This is a genomic window from Enterococcus haemoperoxidus ATCC BAA-382 (assembly GCF_000407165.1).
GTDB classification, from domain to species: domain Bacteria; phylum Bacillota; class Bacilli; order Lactobacillales; family Enterococcaceae; genus Enterococcus_L; species Enterococcus_L haemoperoxidus.
Genome location: NZ_KE136479.1, coordinates 98,713 through 115,611, shown reverse-complemented (window position 1 = coordinate 115,611; position 16,899 = coordinate 98,713). Strand labels below are relative to the sequence as shown.

The 16,899-nt window shown below is 33.9% G+C and carries 14 protein-coding genes; 1 reads left to right on the top strand and 13 read right to left on the bottom strand.

All coding sequences use genetic code 11. The features are described from left to right. Positions 1-43: 43 nt before the first annotated feature. From I583_RS00640 to I583_RS00610, 8 genes are all read right to left on the bottom strand, one after another. A complete protein-coding gene (locus I583_RS00640) occupies positions 44-1,867 on the bottom strand; it encodes an APC family permease (RefSeq protein ID WP_010762605.1) in 1,824 nt (607 codons plus the stop codon). Positions 1,868-2,158: 291 nt separating this feature from the next. Beyond that, positions 2,159-3,820: a MutS-related protein gene (locus I583_RS00635; RefSeq protein ID WP_010762604.1), complete on the bottom strand. Its 1,662-nt coding sequence runs from the start codon at positions 3,818-3,820 to the stop codon at positions 2,159-2,161. A gap of 45 nt (positions 3,821-3,865) precedes the next feature. Further along, on the bottom strand, positions 3,866-4,051 hold the full coding sequence (locus I583_RS17085; RefSeq protein ID WP_341853146.1) for a hypothetical protein: 186 nt from the start codon (positions 4,049-4,051) through the stop codon (positions 3,866-3,868). 6 nt (positions 4,052-4,057) lie between these two features. Next, a complete protein-coding gene (locus I583_RS00630; protein ID WP_010762603.1) occupies positions 4,058-4,396 on the bottom strand; it encodes a hypothetical protein in 339 nt (112 codons plus the stop codon). A 145-nt stretch (positions 4,397-4,541) separates the two neighbouring features. After that, entirely contained in the window at positions 4,542-5,705 is a 1,164-nt protein-coding gene (locus I583_RS00625; RefSeq protein ID WP_034682979.1) for a cation diffusion facilitator family transporter, read from the bottom strand. 266 nt (positions 5,706-5,971) lie between these two features. Beyond that, complete coding sequence (locus tag I583_RS00620) at positions 5,972-8,638, bottom strand: YhgE/Pip domain-containing protein (RefSeq protein WP_010762601.1); 2,667 nt, start codon at positions 8,636-8,638, stop codon at positions 5,972-5,974. A gap of 207 nt (positions 8,639-8,845) precedes the next feature. Beyond that, complete coding sequence (locus I583_RS00615; RefSeq protein ID WP_010762600.1) at positions 8,846-9,073, bottom strand: hypothetical protein; 228 nt, start codon at positions 9,071-9,073, stop codon at positions 8,846-8,848. 174 nt (positions 9,074-9,247) lie between these two features. Then, positions 9,248-10,591 (bottom strand): FAD-dependent oxidoreductase, encoded by a 1,344-nt coding sequence (locus tag I583_RS00610; RefSeq protein WP_010762599.1) that lies wholly within the window; start codon positions 10,589-10,591, stop codon positions 9,248-9,250. Positions 10,592-10,776: 185 nt separating this feature from the next. Between I583_RS00610 and I583_RS00605 the strand changes: the two genes are divergently transcribed. Next, positions 10,777-12,258, top strand: a complete 1,482-nt coding sequence (locus I583_RS00605; RefSeq protein WP_010762598.1) for an AcpB/EbpR/MafR family transcriptional regulator — start codon at positions 10,777-10,779, stop codon at positions 12,256-12,258. A 222-nt stretch (positions 12,259-12,480) separates the two neighbouring features. On the opposite strand, the gene lepB is transcribed toward I583_RS00605, so the two are convergent. The 5 genes from lepB to I583_RS00580 all read right to left on the bottom strand — a co-directional run bounded on the left by lepB (position 12,481) and on the right by I583_RS00580 (position 16,899). After that, the gene (gene lepB, locus I583_RS00600) at positions 12,481-13,323 is read right to left on the bottom strand and encodes a signal peptidase I (RefSeq protein WP_010762597.1); all 843 of its coding nucleotides are present in this window, start codon (positions 13,321-13,323) and stop codon (positions 12,481-12,483) included. Positions 13,324-13,601: 278 nt separating this feature from the next. Beyond that, the gene (locus I583_RS00595) at positions 13,602-13,997 is read right to left on the bottom strand and encodes a LysM peptidoglycan-binding domain-containing protein (RefSeq protein ID WP_010762596.1); all 396 of its coding nucleotides are present in this window, start codon (positions 13,995-13,997) and stop codon (positions 13,602-13,604) included. A gap of 32 nt (positions 13,998-14,029) precedes the next feature. Next, positions 14,030-15,382, bottom strand: coding sequence for a coiled-coil domain-containing protein (locus I583_RS00590; protein ID WP_010762595.1), 1,353 nt, complete (start codon positions 15,380-15,382; stop codon positions 14,030-14,032). A gap of 32 nt (positions 15,383-15,414) precedes the next feature. Continuing rightward, positions 15,415-16,116 carry an MFS transporter gene (locus I583_RS00585; protein WP_010762594.1) on the bottom strand — a complete coding sequence of 234 codons (702 nt, stop codon included), beginning with the start codon at positions 16,114-16,116 and terminating at the stop codon, positions 15,415-15,417. A gap of 402 nt (positions 16,117-16,518) precedes the next feature. Next, entirely contained in the window at positions 16,519-16,899 is a 381-nt protein-coding gene (locus tag I583_RS00580) for a type II toxin-antitoxin system PemK/MazF family toxin (protein ID WP_010762593.1), read from the bottom strand.

The window sequence follows — 16,899 nt, the reverse complement described above, 5'->3', positions numbered from 1 at the left end:
AAAGCAGATAAGAATCTCTTCAGATTCTTATCTGCTTTTATTATTACTTCTTCAAATGATAACTATACGTAGCCACAACAATATTTTCCCGCCAAGATAATTTTAAACGTAACCGTAAACTCGTCTGATTATGCAAAATATTTTGCCAACGTCGATTCGGAACGAATTGGGGAATCAAAACTGTCGTCGTATAATTCCGTTTCGCTGAATTTTTACTTACCAAATCTACATAACGGAGAATTGGATTTGTGATAGAACGATACGAAGAATGAACAATAGAAAAACGAATATCAGGAAATTGTTGTTTAAACTCCGCTTCAATTTCCTTTTCTTTTTCGATATTTTCGTCTAGTGACACATGCATCGCAACCACATAATCACCGATTGAACGTGCATAATTCACTGCCCCCACATTTGCTTGGGTCGCATTACCTACTAAAACAATCACTGTATTGCCATGAAACGCCTGTTGCTTCACCGTTTCTTCTAAACGTAATTGTTCGGCTACGTTTTGGTAATGAGCATGAATACTGTAAAAAACAAAAATCAAAACTGGCATAATTATAAAGAAAGGCCAGATATCGCCTAAACGATACATGAATAAGATAACGATGATCGCATAAGAAATCAAAGCACCCACAATATTAGCAATCGATTTTGATAACCATTTTTCAGTCTCTTTCCGCCACTTAATAACCATCCCAGTCTGAGATAGTGCAAATGGAATAAATACACCAATTGAATAGAGCGGAATCAATCGTTCAGTTGACCCTTGAAAAATCAATAGTAACACAACAGAACCCGCAGCTAAGGTCAAAATACCATTTGAATAGCCTAAACGATCCCCCCGGTCCATATACATATGCGGCATAAATTTATCTTTCGCTAAATTATAGGCTAGCACTGGAAAGGCTGAAAATCCCGTATTGGCGGCTACAGCTAAAATTAGTGCTGTCGTAAATTGCAAGACATAATAAAGTATATTTTGCCCAAAAACTGCTTTTCCGATTTGAGCCAACACAGTCACTTCAGTTTGAGGAACAATTCCATACCAATAATTTATGAATGTAATCCCAACAAAGAAAAACCCTAAAATTGCCGCCATCAATGTTAACGTACCTGCCGCATTTTTTGCTCTAGGCTTTTTAAAAAAAGGCACTGCATTACTAATTGCTTCAACCCCTGTCAATGAAGACGAACCAGAAGAAAATGCTCGTAAAATCAAGGCTACCGTAATGCCGGGTACAACGGTTCCAGGTATGGCGGTTGCATGCAACGGCACGACTCCTGTCATGATTTTAAACAAACCTGTTGCAATCAACAAGGTGATTACAGCTATAAAACTATACACAGGAAACATCAAAAAACTAGCCGATTCTCTTAAACCTCGCAGATTCATCAACATAATCAACAAAACAATGACGATTGAAATGGCTACTTGATGCCCATACAATGCAGGCACTGCTGAAATTATTGCCTCAGATCCTGCAGAAACAGAAACAGCAACTGTCAGCATATAATCAACTAGTAGTGATCCGCCAGCCACTAAACCTGCATTCTTTCCTAAATTTTCACTACTGACAACATAAGCACCGCCGCCATGAGGATACGCATGAATGATTTGCCGATAAGATAACGTTAATGAAATAAGTAAAATAATAACAAAAGCAGCGATCGGTAACGAATACCATATGGCAGCAGCGGATAATGTAACAAGTACAACAACGATCTGTTCAGTACCATAAGCAATCGAAGACAAAGCATCAGATGACAATAACGCCAGTGCTGCAAATCGACTTAATTTATGCTCATCGTTTTCAGTAGATTTTAAGGGCTTTCCGATAAACAATCGTTTTAAATAGTCCACTTTTTTACTCTCTCCTTCTCTGATTTTTTCTATCCTATTTTCAGAAAAAAACTATATTTTTTCCACAAACAATGACATATGCTACTCTCATAAATTACAATTGTCAATTATTTATCTGCTAAACTCTTGAAATATTCATTCCTTCCTCTTTATCTATTAAAGAAACTCTCAAACCTTTTATTTTCTTCATTTTATCAAGATTCTCTTTTCAAAAAAAACATTTCGATTATCCTATTTTTGATCGTGCAAAAAAGACACGACCAGCCTTAATAGCTGTCCATGTCTTCAAGATTATTCTAACGTTTGCCAAGTGCGATAGTTATCAAAATAATCAGCTTCTCTTTTCGCCTGTTCAACGACGCTTTCTGGATAATTCAGTACATGCAAAAGTTGAATAGCATTTCTCGTTGTTGAAGGCCCTTGTTTCAAGCGGTAATCAAAAGTCACGCCCTGTTCTTTCGTTACTTGTTCTTCAAAATGAACATTTTCGCACGATTCTTTCAAAATTTCTGTTAGCTCGATATCATGAGTTGCTACAAAAGCGAGCGATGGGTAATGATTTAACCAATGAATCATACTAGATGAAGCGGCTATTCGTTCAATCGTATTTGTTCCTTTTAATATTTCATCAATGAAACACAGACAAGGAACTCTCGTTTCGGCAAAGTCCAGCACTCGTTTAACAGACTTAGTTTCTGCCACAAAATAACTGTCTCCTTCAAAAATATTATCTTCAACAGCCATTGAGGTCAAGATATGTCCAAATGGTAATTGAAACTCAGTGGCTAAAGCCGTGTGAATCGTTGCAGAAAGGATACAACTGATTGCGACACTTTTGACGTAAGTTGACTTGCCTGAAGCATTTGAACCTGTTACAAGAGTGTTTTTCCTCCAATCCACATCATTCGGCATAGGTGTCGCTAATAAGGGGTGGTAAACTTCTGTTCCAGTTACCACGATTTCATCGGAAAAGATGGGTTGGCTTGTATCAGGCATTACTGTTCGAAAGTTTAAAACAGCCGCTGCAACTTCTAATTCTCCAAGTAGACGCCACATTTCTTTTGCCTGAATCTCATAATTTGATAACTTTTTCAAAACAAAATTATACGAAATAAATGGCAACATGAAAATCATTGCTAAGTAGTCAAACATCATCTCAGCTTCACTATTAGACTTCATTCTGAAAGAAATACCAAATTTAGTCATTGAGCTAAGTGGTTGTAGATTTTTCATTAACTCTTCTTGAAAAGGAGTTTTTATTTTCACCAATTTCTTTGCACAAACAACCGTTTGAACTAGGTAGCCCATACAAATCAACTCACGTTGTAAGGTTTCTTTTTTTATCTGATAATAGATCACATTAAATAAAACTGACCCTAAAAGCAATACAATGGATAGTGTTGTTGGAAATACTAGTAGCAATACTAAAGCTGCAATCGGCAATAATCCGCACACTAAGTATAATGCTGTATTTGGTAACTCTTGGCTTCTTGTTTCACTTAGATAACTTTCTACATGATTATTATCTTGTTTACCTAAACAGGCAAATTGAAATTGAACTGCTTCACGAATATCAGGATTTTGTTGATAGTAGTTGATCAGCATTTCCAAACGATCGTGACTTTTTTCAGAAAAGTTGAAATTCCTTAAGCGTTGATACAGCGCTTGGGAACCAATACTCGAATACGTTCCATTGATTCGTTCAAACAAAGCAAATCCGTCTAAATCATACCAAGTAATATCATCGACCTCACTATCGTAAGTCCTATACTTTTTAGCTTTTTGCCACGCAAGTTTTAAGCTCTCTTCTTTATCAAAAAAACGCCCGCTGGGAAATGTTCCCCATTTCCTTTTTACCATTGTCTTTAATTTCAAACGATTATGTATTTCCATTATAATAATAATCAACATAATCAGTCCGATAAATCCTATTACAATCAATTGAGCCTCCATTCAACATCCTCCTTTTAATTTTAGTATAGGGTTTTGTATATTTACTTACAAGGAAAAGAGTAAACACAATTGACTCGTACTTTCGAAAATCCAAAAGCAACAAGGCTGAATAACCGGATAGAAAAAAGCAGCTCCGAGAAACAAGCTGAAATTCACATAAATTTGAAAAATAATTTTCGTGAATTTCTTCTTATTACTCGGAGCTAAACGCTTTTGTTTCGTGCTCGTTATTTATTTTTATAATTGATAATAGTCTCTATTCATACTTTCATATTCATCTAAGTGCCATTCTTGTACTGCAGGTTCTTCTAAAGTATTCCTTTTAGGATACTCAAATTCTATTGATTTAGAATACTGAGCATTTGCTGTCAACATATGAGAAATTGTTTCATCCTGCATTTTTATTATATGTTTCAAACGGATTTTTTCTAACTTTAAATCCATGATTTCCTCTTGTTGTATATCCTTTTTACCCAATAAATTCTCTAAAAAATGTTTTTCTCTAACAATGACCAAGGTCAAAACAACGATTACGACCACTAAAAAATACAGCACCATTACTAAATTTGTATCCATTTATAATTCCTCCTAACAATCCCATCACTATGTTACCATGTTAGAAGTCCATATTTTTTCATTTTTTTAGTAAAAACTACTGGTTTTAGATATTTTTTTGAGAAAAATTAATATATTATTATATTTTTTATCTTTTATTATATATTTAAAGTAAATAATTGTGATCAAAGGTCACTTCTACGATATAATCACCAATGTTTCTATACACTTGTTCTTGTAGACGAATCCTTAGTTCTTGATCTGTTGCCTTAAAATGATTTGGAACAACTAAATCAAATAAAATACGTTGTTTCCCACCATGATCAACTAAACGAATATCATGTCCTTTTAATTCGCCATTGATCCCTTTAATGATTTTCTTTAGTTCTTGGTGAATGAACTGTTGTGTTTGATCGTGTAAGTTTACCGGATCGATATGGCAAACAAGATCCACATCTAACTGCTCTTTAAATTTCTTTTCAATCTCATCAATTGTTTCATGGGCCTGTGTCAAATCCCAGCGATCATCGATTTCAATATGCACCGAAGCAAAGGTTTTATTCGGTCCGTATTGATGAATCAGCAAATCATGATACCCTATGATTTCCGGAACGGAAGATAAATAAAGTTTCATTTTATCGATAGCCTCTTGATTAGGCCGTAGCCCCATCAATTCATTTACAAACTCTCGAATCAACTGCAACCCACTAAAAATAATATAACAAGCAATTACTAGTCCCACGATTCCATCGATTCTCAATCCAGTAAGTCCTTCAACCGAAGCTGAAACTAAAACAGCAATTGTTGTGAATACATCATTTAAGCTATCTTTAGCAGTTGCGATCAGGGTATTCGAATCAATTCTCTTAGCAACTCGTTTGTAAAAAACACTTTGCCAAACTTTGATCAAAATAGACAATAACAACACGATCAAAATCACAGGTGTTACCTTGATACTTTGCGGGTCTTTGATTCGTTCGATAGATGTCATAAAAAATTGAAATCCTACAAACGTGATCAACAATGACACTAACATACCACTGATATATTCAAAACGTTCATGTCCATACGGGTGTTCTTCGTCTGCTGGTTTCCCAGAAATATAAAAACCAACGAGTGTCAAAACCGAAGACACTGTATCTGACAGGTTGTTCATCGCATCGGCCATGATCGACACACTTCCTGAAACTAACCCAATCAATAATTTACTGACAAAAAGCAGCAAGTTGGATAATAAGCCGATGATCCCGGCAAAAATTCCAAATGCCGTTCTAAGATCAGCACTTTTTTGTTGTTTTTTTTCAAAGCGATCAATTAAAAAATTTATCATCATATTCCCTACCTCGTTTTTAGCATATCTTAAGACTATAAAATGATTTCAGAAATTTGTATAGTGAAAAGGAGCTTTTATTAGTGACTTTTTATTGTTTAGAAAGACCCAAGTTGATTGATTGGACTTCTTTGTTTTTTTATTAGGGATGCCTTGAAAGAAAATAATGACTTATATCATGTTTTGATCGTCACTAAATAGCAAAAGATTGAAGCTGACTTATTAGAACGTCGCCTCAATCTTTTGCTATAGATCACTACTGAATTTTAATGGAAAATATGACTTTCGTGTGAAACCTTCGCCAATTTTTTCGTTTTTTCTTCGATATAAGGGTAGAAGAAAATCCCTAATACACAAAATACAATTGAAATACAACTTAAGATAATGATCGCCTTCCAAGCATTAGGCCAGTATATTCCTCCAGCAGATTCACGCAATAAGTTCACCGCATGCGTAAATGGTAAAAATGGATTGATAAATTGGAAGAATTTACCAGAGACTTGAATTGGATAATTTCCTCCACCTCCGGAAATAGAAAGTACTAGAATAATGATTGCAGCTCCTTTTCCGACATTGCCGAACAAGGCTACAAGTACATAAACCATCATCATAAAGGCAAAGGCGATCAATAGCGCAAACAAGACACTGTAAAATGGTTGCCTTACATCTACGCCCAATAAGAAGTAATTTCCTAATGTCACAATCAAAGCTTGAGCTAGTCCCATGACTAAGAATGTTAACATCCTTGCAGAAAATTGTTCTCGTTTAGAATATTTTCCGCGGTCTTTTTCGTCTAAATGAAAGTCGGTTGTTGCAACACTTGAAAATAAAACGGCCCCCACCCATAAACAAAGAGCTGTATAAAATGGTGTGCTTGCTGATCCGTTATTGGCGATAGGATAAATTTTATTTTCAGAAACTTCAACTGGTTTAGCAAAAAAGTCACTTTCAGCATTAGCATCCAGTTTAAGCAACTTTATCACTTGACCAAGGTCAACATCCTTTTCCCCTTTACGGATTGCTTCAGCGGCTTTATGAAGACCTGTTTTGATGTTTGGCCAGTCATTTTGAACAAGGTCATTGGCTTTATCCAAAGCGGCTTCAAGATCAGGCATTTTTTCATTGACTGTTTTTAAAGTACTTGTGATGTTTTCTTTGATTCCTGGATAATCATTTTGAATAAATCCAGCTGCTAAACCTAATTTTTCTTCTATAACTGGTAATTCGTTATTGTAAAGGTCTGCCCCTTTATTGATACCATTTACGATCGTATCCATATGACCGTTCAATAGAACATTGGCATCGTGGACTTCTTGTTTGATTGCAGGTAATTCAGCTTGGTATTTCTCTAAGATACCGATCGCATTAGCGACTGTGCCCTCTGTTGAATTTAGTAATGTAGCAAAATCGATTTGTTTTGCTTTATCTAGTAAACCTTGAGCCGTGCCGATCGTTGCGATTAATTTAGTTAAAATATCATTGACCATCGTTGAAACTGCATCAACATCAATACTTGAAGCTGTTGCAGCAATTTCATTTGCACCATTTTGAATAGCTTCCAAATCAGCATCCGTGATTGCATTGACGTCTAAACTATCCACTTTAGCTTTTAAAGTCGAAATCAAATTACTAACTGTATTTAGCTTATCAATAGTAGGCTGTAAATCTTGATTTCCAGCCGATTCTTGTATCTGAGTCAAGGTTTGGATCAATTGTTGAATGACCGCTTGTTGTTGCCCTAAACTATTTGATAACTGTTGTTTCAATACTTCACGTTCTTCTGGTGTCAAACGATTGTCACGCAGTTGTTCTACCACAGAGGCAACGCTTGAGCTAATGGTTCCAATTGCTTGTAAAGTTACTTTCATGCTACTGGCGATGCCTGGTAGCGCTTCTTGTAGTTTAGCCGCCCCTTCAGAAGTTGCTGTCGCTAAACTATCTGCTTGATCACCCAGCTTTTGAATATCTGGTAAAGCTGTTTGTACCCCTTGAATAATTGTTAGTCCTTGTTTTGCTTCATTGATTCCTTCAGTCATTGTTTGTTCAACTGAAGCGAAGTCCTCATCGATCATCGCTAACTGTTTACCGGCATTTTGAATTTCCGGAATTTTTTGCTGTAAGGTTAAAATAACTTTGGCTTGTTCTTTGATCGTCGGCATCTTACTATTTAAGTCGACTAGTTTTGCACCTAATGCATCGACTTGAGGTAAGTATTCCACAAATTCATTTGCTTTAGCTAGTTTTGTTTTCAGCTCTGGCATTTTACCATGTAAATCTACAACTTCTTGTGTATACTTATCGATTTGATCGATATTCTCATCTGTTGAAAGAATCATGTTCTTCACTTTAGTGATACTAACTAGATTAGAATCTAAATTGTAACCAATATCGTTAAACACACTAACTAATGTGCCGCTGGCTGTTTTAGTGAATTCATCTGTAATTTGTGCTTGTAAAGAAGACGCACCTTTTTCTGCAATTTTAGGAGCAATCGCATTGATTTTCTCATTGATTGAATAATCTATTTTAGGCTTAGTAATTTCCCCCGTCGTGAAACTCAACAAATCTTTAGAGAAATCTTTTGGTAAATAAATACCCGCATAATACTTACCAGATCTTACCCCTTTATCTAATTCCTGTTTCGAGTCTACGAATTTCCAACCTAATTGCTTATTCTTATGAAGATTTTTAAGAACTTCATCACCAATATTGACCTCTTTGTCTTTGAAGGTTGCTGCTTTGTCGTCGCTGTAGACTGCAATCGGTAATTCTCCTGTGTTTGCATAAGGATCCCATAAGGCTTTAATATTGAACCATGCATAAAGTGATGGAATAATCATCAGTGCAATAATCAAAAATGTAGCAATTGGGTTTTTAAAAATGCGTTGCCAATCTAATTTAAATAACTTCAATGTATTTTTTATGTGTTTCATCCTGTTCACCCACTCTTTTTAATGACTGATTTACTTTAGCATAATCTTTTTATCAATAACAAATGAAAAATCATTTTTTTGTCCATTTCTACGACAGGTCTCTCAAATTGTCGTAGAGATTTCTTCTATGTATTTAGCGGAGCCTTTCTGACACCTAAAAAAAGACAAACTCATCCGACTGAATCAGCTTGTCTTTACCTTAACTGTTTATAGTTTTGCTGAAAACTCTGATACTACTTTTTTAACTTCGTTCACTGAATCAGGATCTAAGTAGGAAAGTGCTCTAGGAACCACACTCATAAGATACATCTTATCTAGCTTATCCGTTGATTTTCTTTCCATCAATTCTGCTAGTAAATGTTTCATGTCTTCTTGATGCTCCGCTGTTGTTCGATCCATTATGAAGTCATAAAATTTCTTTTCGTCTGCTTTCATCGCTTATGCCTCCTAGAATTTTATTCTATTATAAACTTAAATAACAATAAGTAGAAGTGATTTGCTTTTATCATCCTAAAATAGAATTATGTGAAAAAACAAAATAAACAAACACCAGCTTTATCTCCTTGTTTTGAAAACTGATCCAAAAATCATTAATTGCTCGTCGATCTTTTAAACTTTATACTTTTCAATTAAAAATTCATACGCTGCTCGACTTATGATCCCCATTGGCTGGTTGATTCCTGGATTAAAGTAGAAATCCATTGTAACTAATTCTTCCAGTGTTGTTTCTTTATCAATTGCTAGTGACAATGTGTTGATTGATTGGGTAATATCTTTTTCAGACATCAACTGACCGCCGATTAATTTGTGCGATCCTTTTTCGAAAACCATTTTGATATGTACTTCTTCTTGTAATTCAAGAAAAGGTAATTGACATGGTAATGTTAAAAAGGTACTTTCAACTTCAATGCCTTCGAATTTAGCCTCGACTTCTGTAAGTCCTGTGCTAGCAACGTAGCTGTTAAAAATTTTTGTCGCAGTTGTCTTTTGCGTCATATTGTATTTCATCGGATGGCCCAATACATTCATAGCCGCAACGGTTGCACTTCGTACAACATTATTCACTAATGGAATAAATGATTTACGGTAACTATTACGAACTGGATAAGAAATAACGTCACCTAATGCAAAAATATCAGGATCGCTTGTTTGCATATGCTCATTGACCCGAACTGTTCCATTCGCATTTAAATCTAAAAATTCTTTCACTAAAGTAGTATCTGGACGAGCATTTACTGCCACAATCACATAATCATTTCTGATTTCCTCATTCGTTGTTTTTGTGATAAACGTCTCTTCATCTATGTTAGAAAAACCAATAACACTTTCATTTAAATGAAGTTTGACCCCCGAATCTCTTATTTTTTGTTCAATTAGTTCAGATAGTTCCTTACCTAAATATCGAAAAAGGACTGAGTCTGCGCTTTCGATCAAGTGAATTTCTTTTCCTTTTCCTTTCAATGCATCACATAACTCTACTCCAATATAGCCGCCTCCGACAATTGAAATCGATTTTGCTTTTTCTAATTTTTTCAGGACTTCCACTGAACTGGGGTAGCTTTTAAAAACCGTTACTTTGTCTTTACTTGGCAATGTCAGATTTGTTGAAAATTGATTTGACCCCGTTGCAAGAATTAATTTCTCGTAACTGACTTCCCTTGTGTTTTTATGGATATCTTCATAAATAATTGTCTTTTTATCAGGATGGATCGTAGTAACTGTTGCATTAAGTAAAACGTCTATGCCTTTTTTATCCAATTCTTCTGATGTAAGATATCTCACTTTATCTAATTCATCGACTAATTGATTCATTCTCAATATGATTCCACTTGAAACAAAACTAACCTCATTTCTTTTTTCAATTAGAATAACCTCAGTTTGAGGATTTAATTTCTTCAATGTTAATGCTGCATGAAGCCCACCATGTGAGGCTCCGATAATTACCACTTTCACTAAGGTTCTTCTCCTTTCGATCAAATAACCTATTTATATAATTGCATAAATATAAGCAACATTCTATCCCATTATATATAAAAATTTGATTTTTTTAAATAATAATTAAGTAGTAAATTTCTTTTTATAGGTTGCGTATTGCCATTTTCTTATGAATCAAGTATCCTTAAAGTGAGGTGTCTATTATGCTAAAACGAGATTTTTTAGAAAAGCCCTTCGATTATATGAATGATATATTATTATTTTTATACAACAATCAAGGCAAAGCGACAAAAAATGAGCTAGTCACTGAATTTCAAATTAGCTTACCAACATTAAATGAATACCTGTCTTTCTTGCAAAGTTTCCTTGAAGAGAACCAAGTAAGTGAGCAAGTAGAAATAACATTAAACGGTGAAAATATTTCGTTGAAAAAACAACCAACTTTTCCATTAAAGAAAGTCGTTGTTCTTTTTCTAGAAAAATCAATTAAATTTCAAATGATCAATCAATTATTCAATAAAGGGGAGCTAACCTGTGACTATTTTCAGTTGAACTATGCAATCAGCTCCGCAACGTATTATCGTAAGATCACTGAACTAAATGACCTTTTAAAGGAATTTCGCTTGCAAATCAAACGCGGAAAACTTATTGGCGAAGAAAAACAAATACGCTATTTTTTCTTTAGTTTCTTTTGGTTTCTTTTTGAAGATAAGACAAGCTTGGAAAAAGAGACTGCTAATCAGTATCTTGGCTTTGTAGATATTTTAAAGGATTCTCTTAACCTAGTGTTTGATCCAACTGAAGTATTGCAAATTAAATTGTGGATGAAAATATCGTTCAGGCGGCTGACTACTGAATACAATCCTGTCATCAGTCCGAATTATGATTATCCCGATCGACCGTTATTTGAAGAAATCAATCTAGCCTTACATACATATATGAAAAAAATCGACCGTCCATATACTATTTATGAAGCATACATGTTTTATGACTTCTTTTGTTCTATGCATAATTTTTCTCCGAACTCTTCTTTTGCGTTTAGATTGGCAGAAAAACAACGCAGGGAAAGTTCTTATTTAAACTATATGAATAAAGTGATCTTAAAATATCTAAAGCAACAAGGTTATTTATCGAGCTATGCTTCATCCGCTCGATTATTGTATATTGAAAATCTATTGTTCCAACTTCATTCTCAACTTTATTACTTTGATGGTTTTATCCTGCCTTTTGATAGTTGGACTATAAAATCCATAGTCAATGCACATCGTCATCCGTTTTCGGGTAATGAAGTTTTTGAATTGATGGATATTGCGACTAAAAAGTTTGATCAAGATGGTGAAAAAGGTAGCTATAAAAATAAATTTACCGAAATTCACTATACGATCATATTAAATCACATTGCTGAATTAAATGAAGAAAAAATTGCGATTGGTGTATATCATTCACTGAATCCATTTATTGGTGAATTAGTTATCCAGCACTTAACAAATGTTTTAGGACACAAATATCCCATCAAAGCAGAAGCTTTCAAAGAAGATAGTCACTATGATATATTACTTTCTAATATTTATAGTGAAGTGATCTCTGAAAAACAAGAATTAGTCTATATCTTTTCAGATATTGGGAATAGTTATGATATGACTGAAATCGAAAAACTGATCATTCAGCTGATTGATACTAGATAAAACAATTTTTTATTCATATACTACTAATGAAATTATAGCAGAGAACATGCTCTTGATGTTCTCCGTTTTCTTGATATCTATTAAATTTAATGAGAATAATCATAAATTTGAGCTATTTTTTCGCATTTTTGTTTATAAATATTTCTACATTTTTTGCAAATATTAATCTTTTTTAGTTCATTTACAAAAACAAAAAAAAACGATATAAAAATATCGTTTTTTTTATTTTATCCAACCTATGTTATCAAACGGAGCAAATCTAAAGGAAACCACCCCTTCGATTGCTTGACCGTCCACTAATCCAAACGCTCTACTATCGCTGGAATTATTTCGATTGTCTCCTAATACAAAATAATGTCCTTTAGGGATTTTTTTCAATTGTGACATCTGGTTCAAACAATCTTCCGATACATTTATTTTGATCGTTCCATCCGGTAATTCGCTAGCAGCGGAGAATTCTGAGCTTTTTGGTAATGATTCGGCCTGATGATTGATGAATAAATCAGTCCCCTCTGTCCAAACCAAGTCTCCTGGCATCCCTATGATACGTTTTACATATTGAAAATCACTTTTCACAGGTGGTTTAAATGTGATAACCTCATATCTCTTTGGCTCTTTCGTACGTCGAACAATAACGCGATCTTTATTTAATAACGTTGGTTTCATTGAGTCTCCATCAACCATATGGGGTGACGTATTTAAGATAAAGAAAAAAACAAAAATTGCAAAAAAAACAACTGGGAGCATAAATTTGACGATTTCAATAATGCTTTCTTTTCTTTTTTTCTTTTTTCTTTTTTCGAATTCTTCTTTCGTTAATTTTTTCTTTTTTCTCTTTTTATTAGTCGGAGGATTTTTTCTAGCTTGCTCTTCTTTAAGTCTTGATTTAGCTTGAATATCTTCTTTTATTGGTACCACTCGTTCTCTAGGTTGCGGTCGTTTCTTTTTAACTACAGCTTGCGAATGTTCTCTATTTTTAGTTCTATTTTTTGATTTTTTATTTTTATTGAATTTCCTATTTAATTGGCGTTTTAGTCGTTCAAAACGCTTTTTTACCTCATCCATGGTACACCTCAATCCTACCAATTAATACTCTTAATTAAGAATAACAGACTGCTGTCCATTTTTCCATACAAAACTCGGGAAGTATGAAAAGCATCCAGACTTCCTCTATACCCTAGCAAAAACATGCTGATTTGTTCTCAGCTATTTTCAGTGTCTCTTTATTCGTTTACTGCTTTTTATATTGAAAAAAGCGAGTGAGGTAAAACTCTAAAAGTTTTACTTCACTCACCTATAATTCAGTCAATACTTTTTGAGTACCTATACGATACTATCGATTATTAATCAAATACTAATTCTTGTCCTTCAACAATGACACTACTACTAAGCTGATTTTTGTTCATTAAGTTTTGGATCGATAGGCCTGAATCTTGAGCAATTTCCCATAAAGTTTGACCCGTCTTTACAATATAGACTTCTTTAGGCGCTTCTTTTTCCTTTTGTTCAGCAACAGTATTCTCATTTGTTGTTTCTTTCTGTTGTTCTGATTCTGGCGCAATAGGCGCAGGCGTTGGAGTAGGTAAAACCACTTCTTCCCCACCAGCAGTTACTGGTGAAGAGCCTCCGACTGATGCTCCTAAAACCAATGAACTAGACATAAAGTAGATAGCAGTACTAAACAATATTGCAGAAAAAATCAACAGTATAGAATTTTTTTTATTGATTCGTTTTTTCATATTGTTCTTCCCTTCATTTGTTTTGTGGTCATTTAGTTTCCAGATTTGTCCAAACGTGATAGTTTACTTAAACGTTCTTCTAATTCGCGATAGATCGTCATTACTTCATTTTTAGACTCTTCTACTTCATTAGAAATATTTTTCGCGCGATTTCCAATATTTAGCATTTCAAGTTCAGCTGAGTTGACCATGTGTTTTGCTTCAACTTGAGCTTCACTGATAATACGATTTGCTTCTTTTTTAGCAGAAACCATTACTTCACCGATTTCTTGTTGTGATTTCAAGGCTTCTTCTTGCAATGATTGGTTTTTCAATAATAAATCATTGATTTGTTGTTTTGCTTGTAATAGTTCAGCTAATTGATTTCCTGTTGCTTCACCTGTTGCAGACATGCTGCGCATTGTTTCAAGTTCAGCATTTAAGTTTTCTAACTCTTCTTCTTTTTCTTTATAGATGCTTCTTAAGCCAGCTAATTCAGATTCAAATACATTTTTTTGAATCGAATACTTATCATTCAAACCTTGGATACGTCCTAAGCTTGTTTCTAATTCGCTCTTATCTTTTAGAACAGATTCTAATTCTCTTTTTAGTTCTTCAACGCGGCTGTTATCAACAGAAGCATCACTATTTGTTGATAGAGTGATTTCTTTTTCTTTTAATTCTTGGTTTTCTTGTTGTAATTGGTGCATTTGCTCTTGAAGATCAGCAAGTTTTTGTGTCAACTCTTGATTTTCTTTATCAGTAGTTTGAAGTTTTTCATTCAATGATTCTAATTCCATCTTCACCGTCTCCAATGCTTCTTGTTTTTCTCCGATTGTTCCTCGGGCAGCTAAATCAGCTTGTAATTGTTGTACTTCTTTTTCTTTTTCAAGAATTTGTGTTTCTAATGCTTTTTCTTTTTCAACAAGGGCTGTTTCCAAGTAAGCAATTTGTTCTTGTCCACTGACGTTTTCTTTTTTTAATTCTTCGATTTGAGCTTTTAAACTTGTGATTTCTTCAGAAGAGCCAGCTGTTTCATTCACATCTTCCAATTCAAAAATTTCAGTTTCTTTTTGATTCAGTTGTGTTGCCAATTCATCATTTTTCTCTTTTAACAATTCAAGTTCATCTTGATTGCTTTCAACCTTGATTACTAACTGTTTATTTTGTTGAGATAAACGAAAATTTTCTTCTTTATTTTGTTCAAATTCAGTTTCTTGCAATCTATATTCTTCGATCAATTCTCTTAAGCGTGTGATCTCTTGCTCTTGTTCAGCCAATAAACTACTATTATTTGTTGTTACTGTAGATGGTCTCTCTTCATTTTCCGAATTAAAATCTACCTCTTGTGTTAATTCTTCTTCGGAAACTTCGTTAATTTTCTTAATTAACCGTCTCTTTGCCATGTGTTTTACACCCCGTCTTTTATTTCTCTACTCTATTTTTCTAATACTACCTTTTCTAAGTTACTCTCTTTCGATTCTCTTGTATAAACGATCGATTTTTTAGATAGTTTGTTCGTTTTATCTCGATATGTAAAGTTAAAATCAATCATTGTGATTTCTTTTACTGGCTGTAACTCTTTAATAAATGTCTCGATATTTTTTTCAGCAGTTTGGAAATCACTAAATGTCAATGCTGTTGGAAAGACTGAGATTGTCAATGTTTCCGTTTTTTGACTGATCATGATTGCCACGTTTGCCTCTCCAAAAAAGGGTTGCCAATCTCTCAAAAATTGAAGTTCATAGTTATCTAGCGTTTGAGCATCGCGACTTTCAACGACTTTTTTCCAAGGGAATTCCGTCAATTTCAATGAATTTTCTTTATAGCTCTCAATTTCAGCACCAGAAGCTCCGCCTCTGGCATCCTTAATTTCCCCTATTTTCAATTCTAAATCTTTATTATCTTTTCTTAAAGCATCTTGATTATAAAGTATCCCAAAAAGTATTAGACAAAAAATAATTGCTGCAATCATCAAAAATAATAATGATCGATTATTCTCTTGATACTTATAAAAATTAATCTTGCGTTTCATTTTTGGACTATCAGAATCTAGACTCTCCAATTGAAAACGAACATACAACTGATAACTGAAAAAAAGAAACAGTATTGCTACTAATACAAACATGAAAATTGTCATCAAATATAAACTCCTTTATCCCTTAATAAAAAAACACTCAATATATCTATTTTTTTGAAAGTTATCCACTTTCCACCCAATTATACATAGTTTATTGTAACATTACGTTACGTTATTGCCAACTTTTTTTTATAAACATAGTTAAAAGTCAATAAAAACAATAGGGTGATTCTCAAAATTAAGTATTTTTTTATTATTTAAGCTAAAGGAAATTATATATATGTGATTGTTTTACAGTATTTTGTTCTTGATATCCGTATTTTTTCTATTCATTAAAAAGCAAGAAAAAATAACAGCTCATAAGTAATTAGTAAGGTTTCTCTATTTCATCTTATGTTGTCTGAAACAGCTATTCTGAAGATAGAATAGGTTTTATGTTCTATTTTAAATAGCCTGATGCTCTTAACGATATGTACCAAGATTTTCTTCTTCTAGTTCTGCCTCAAAAATCCCTACGCTAACTCCTAATGCTCGGTCGACAGAATCCATAATTTCTATACCTAGATGGCAAACTTTTTCTTTTAAACGTATTTTGTCAATGGTGCGGATCTGTTCCAGTAAAATAACTGAATCGCGCTCAATTCCTGTTTCTTCAGAATTAATTCCTATATGTGTAGGCAATTTTGGCTTTGCCATCTTCGCTGTTATTGCAGCGACAATAATGGTTGGACTAAAATGATTGCCTAAATTATTTTGTATGACTAGTACTGGACGTACTCCCCCTTGTTCTGATCCTACAACAGGGGATAAGTCTGCAAAATATATGTCACCCCTTTTGACCAT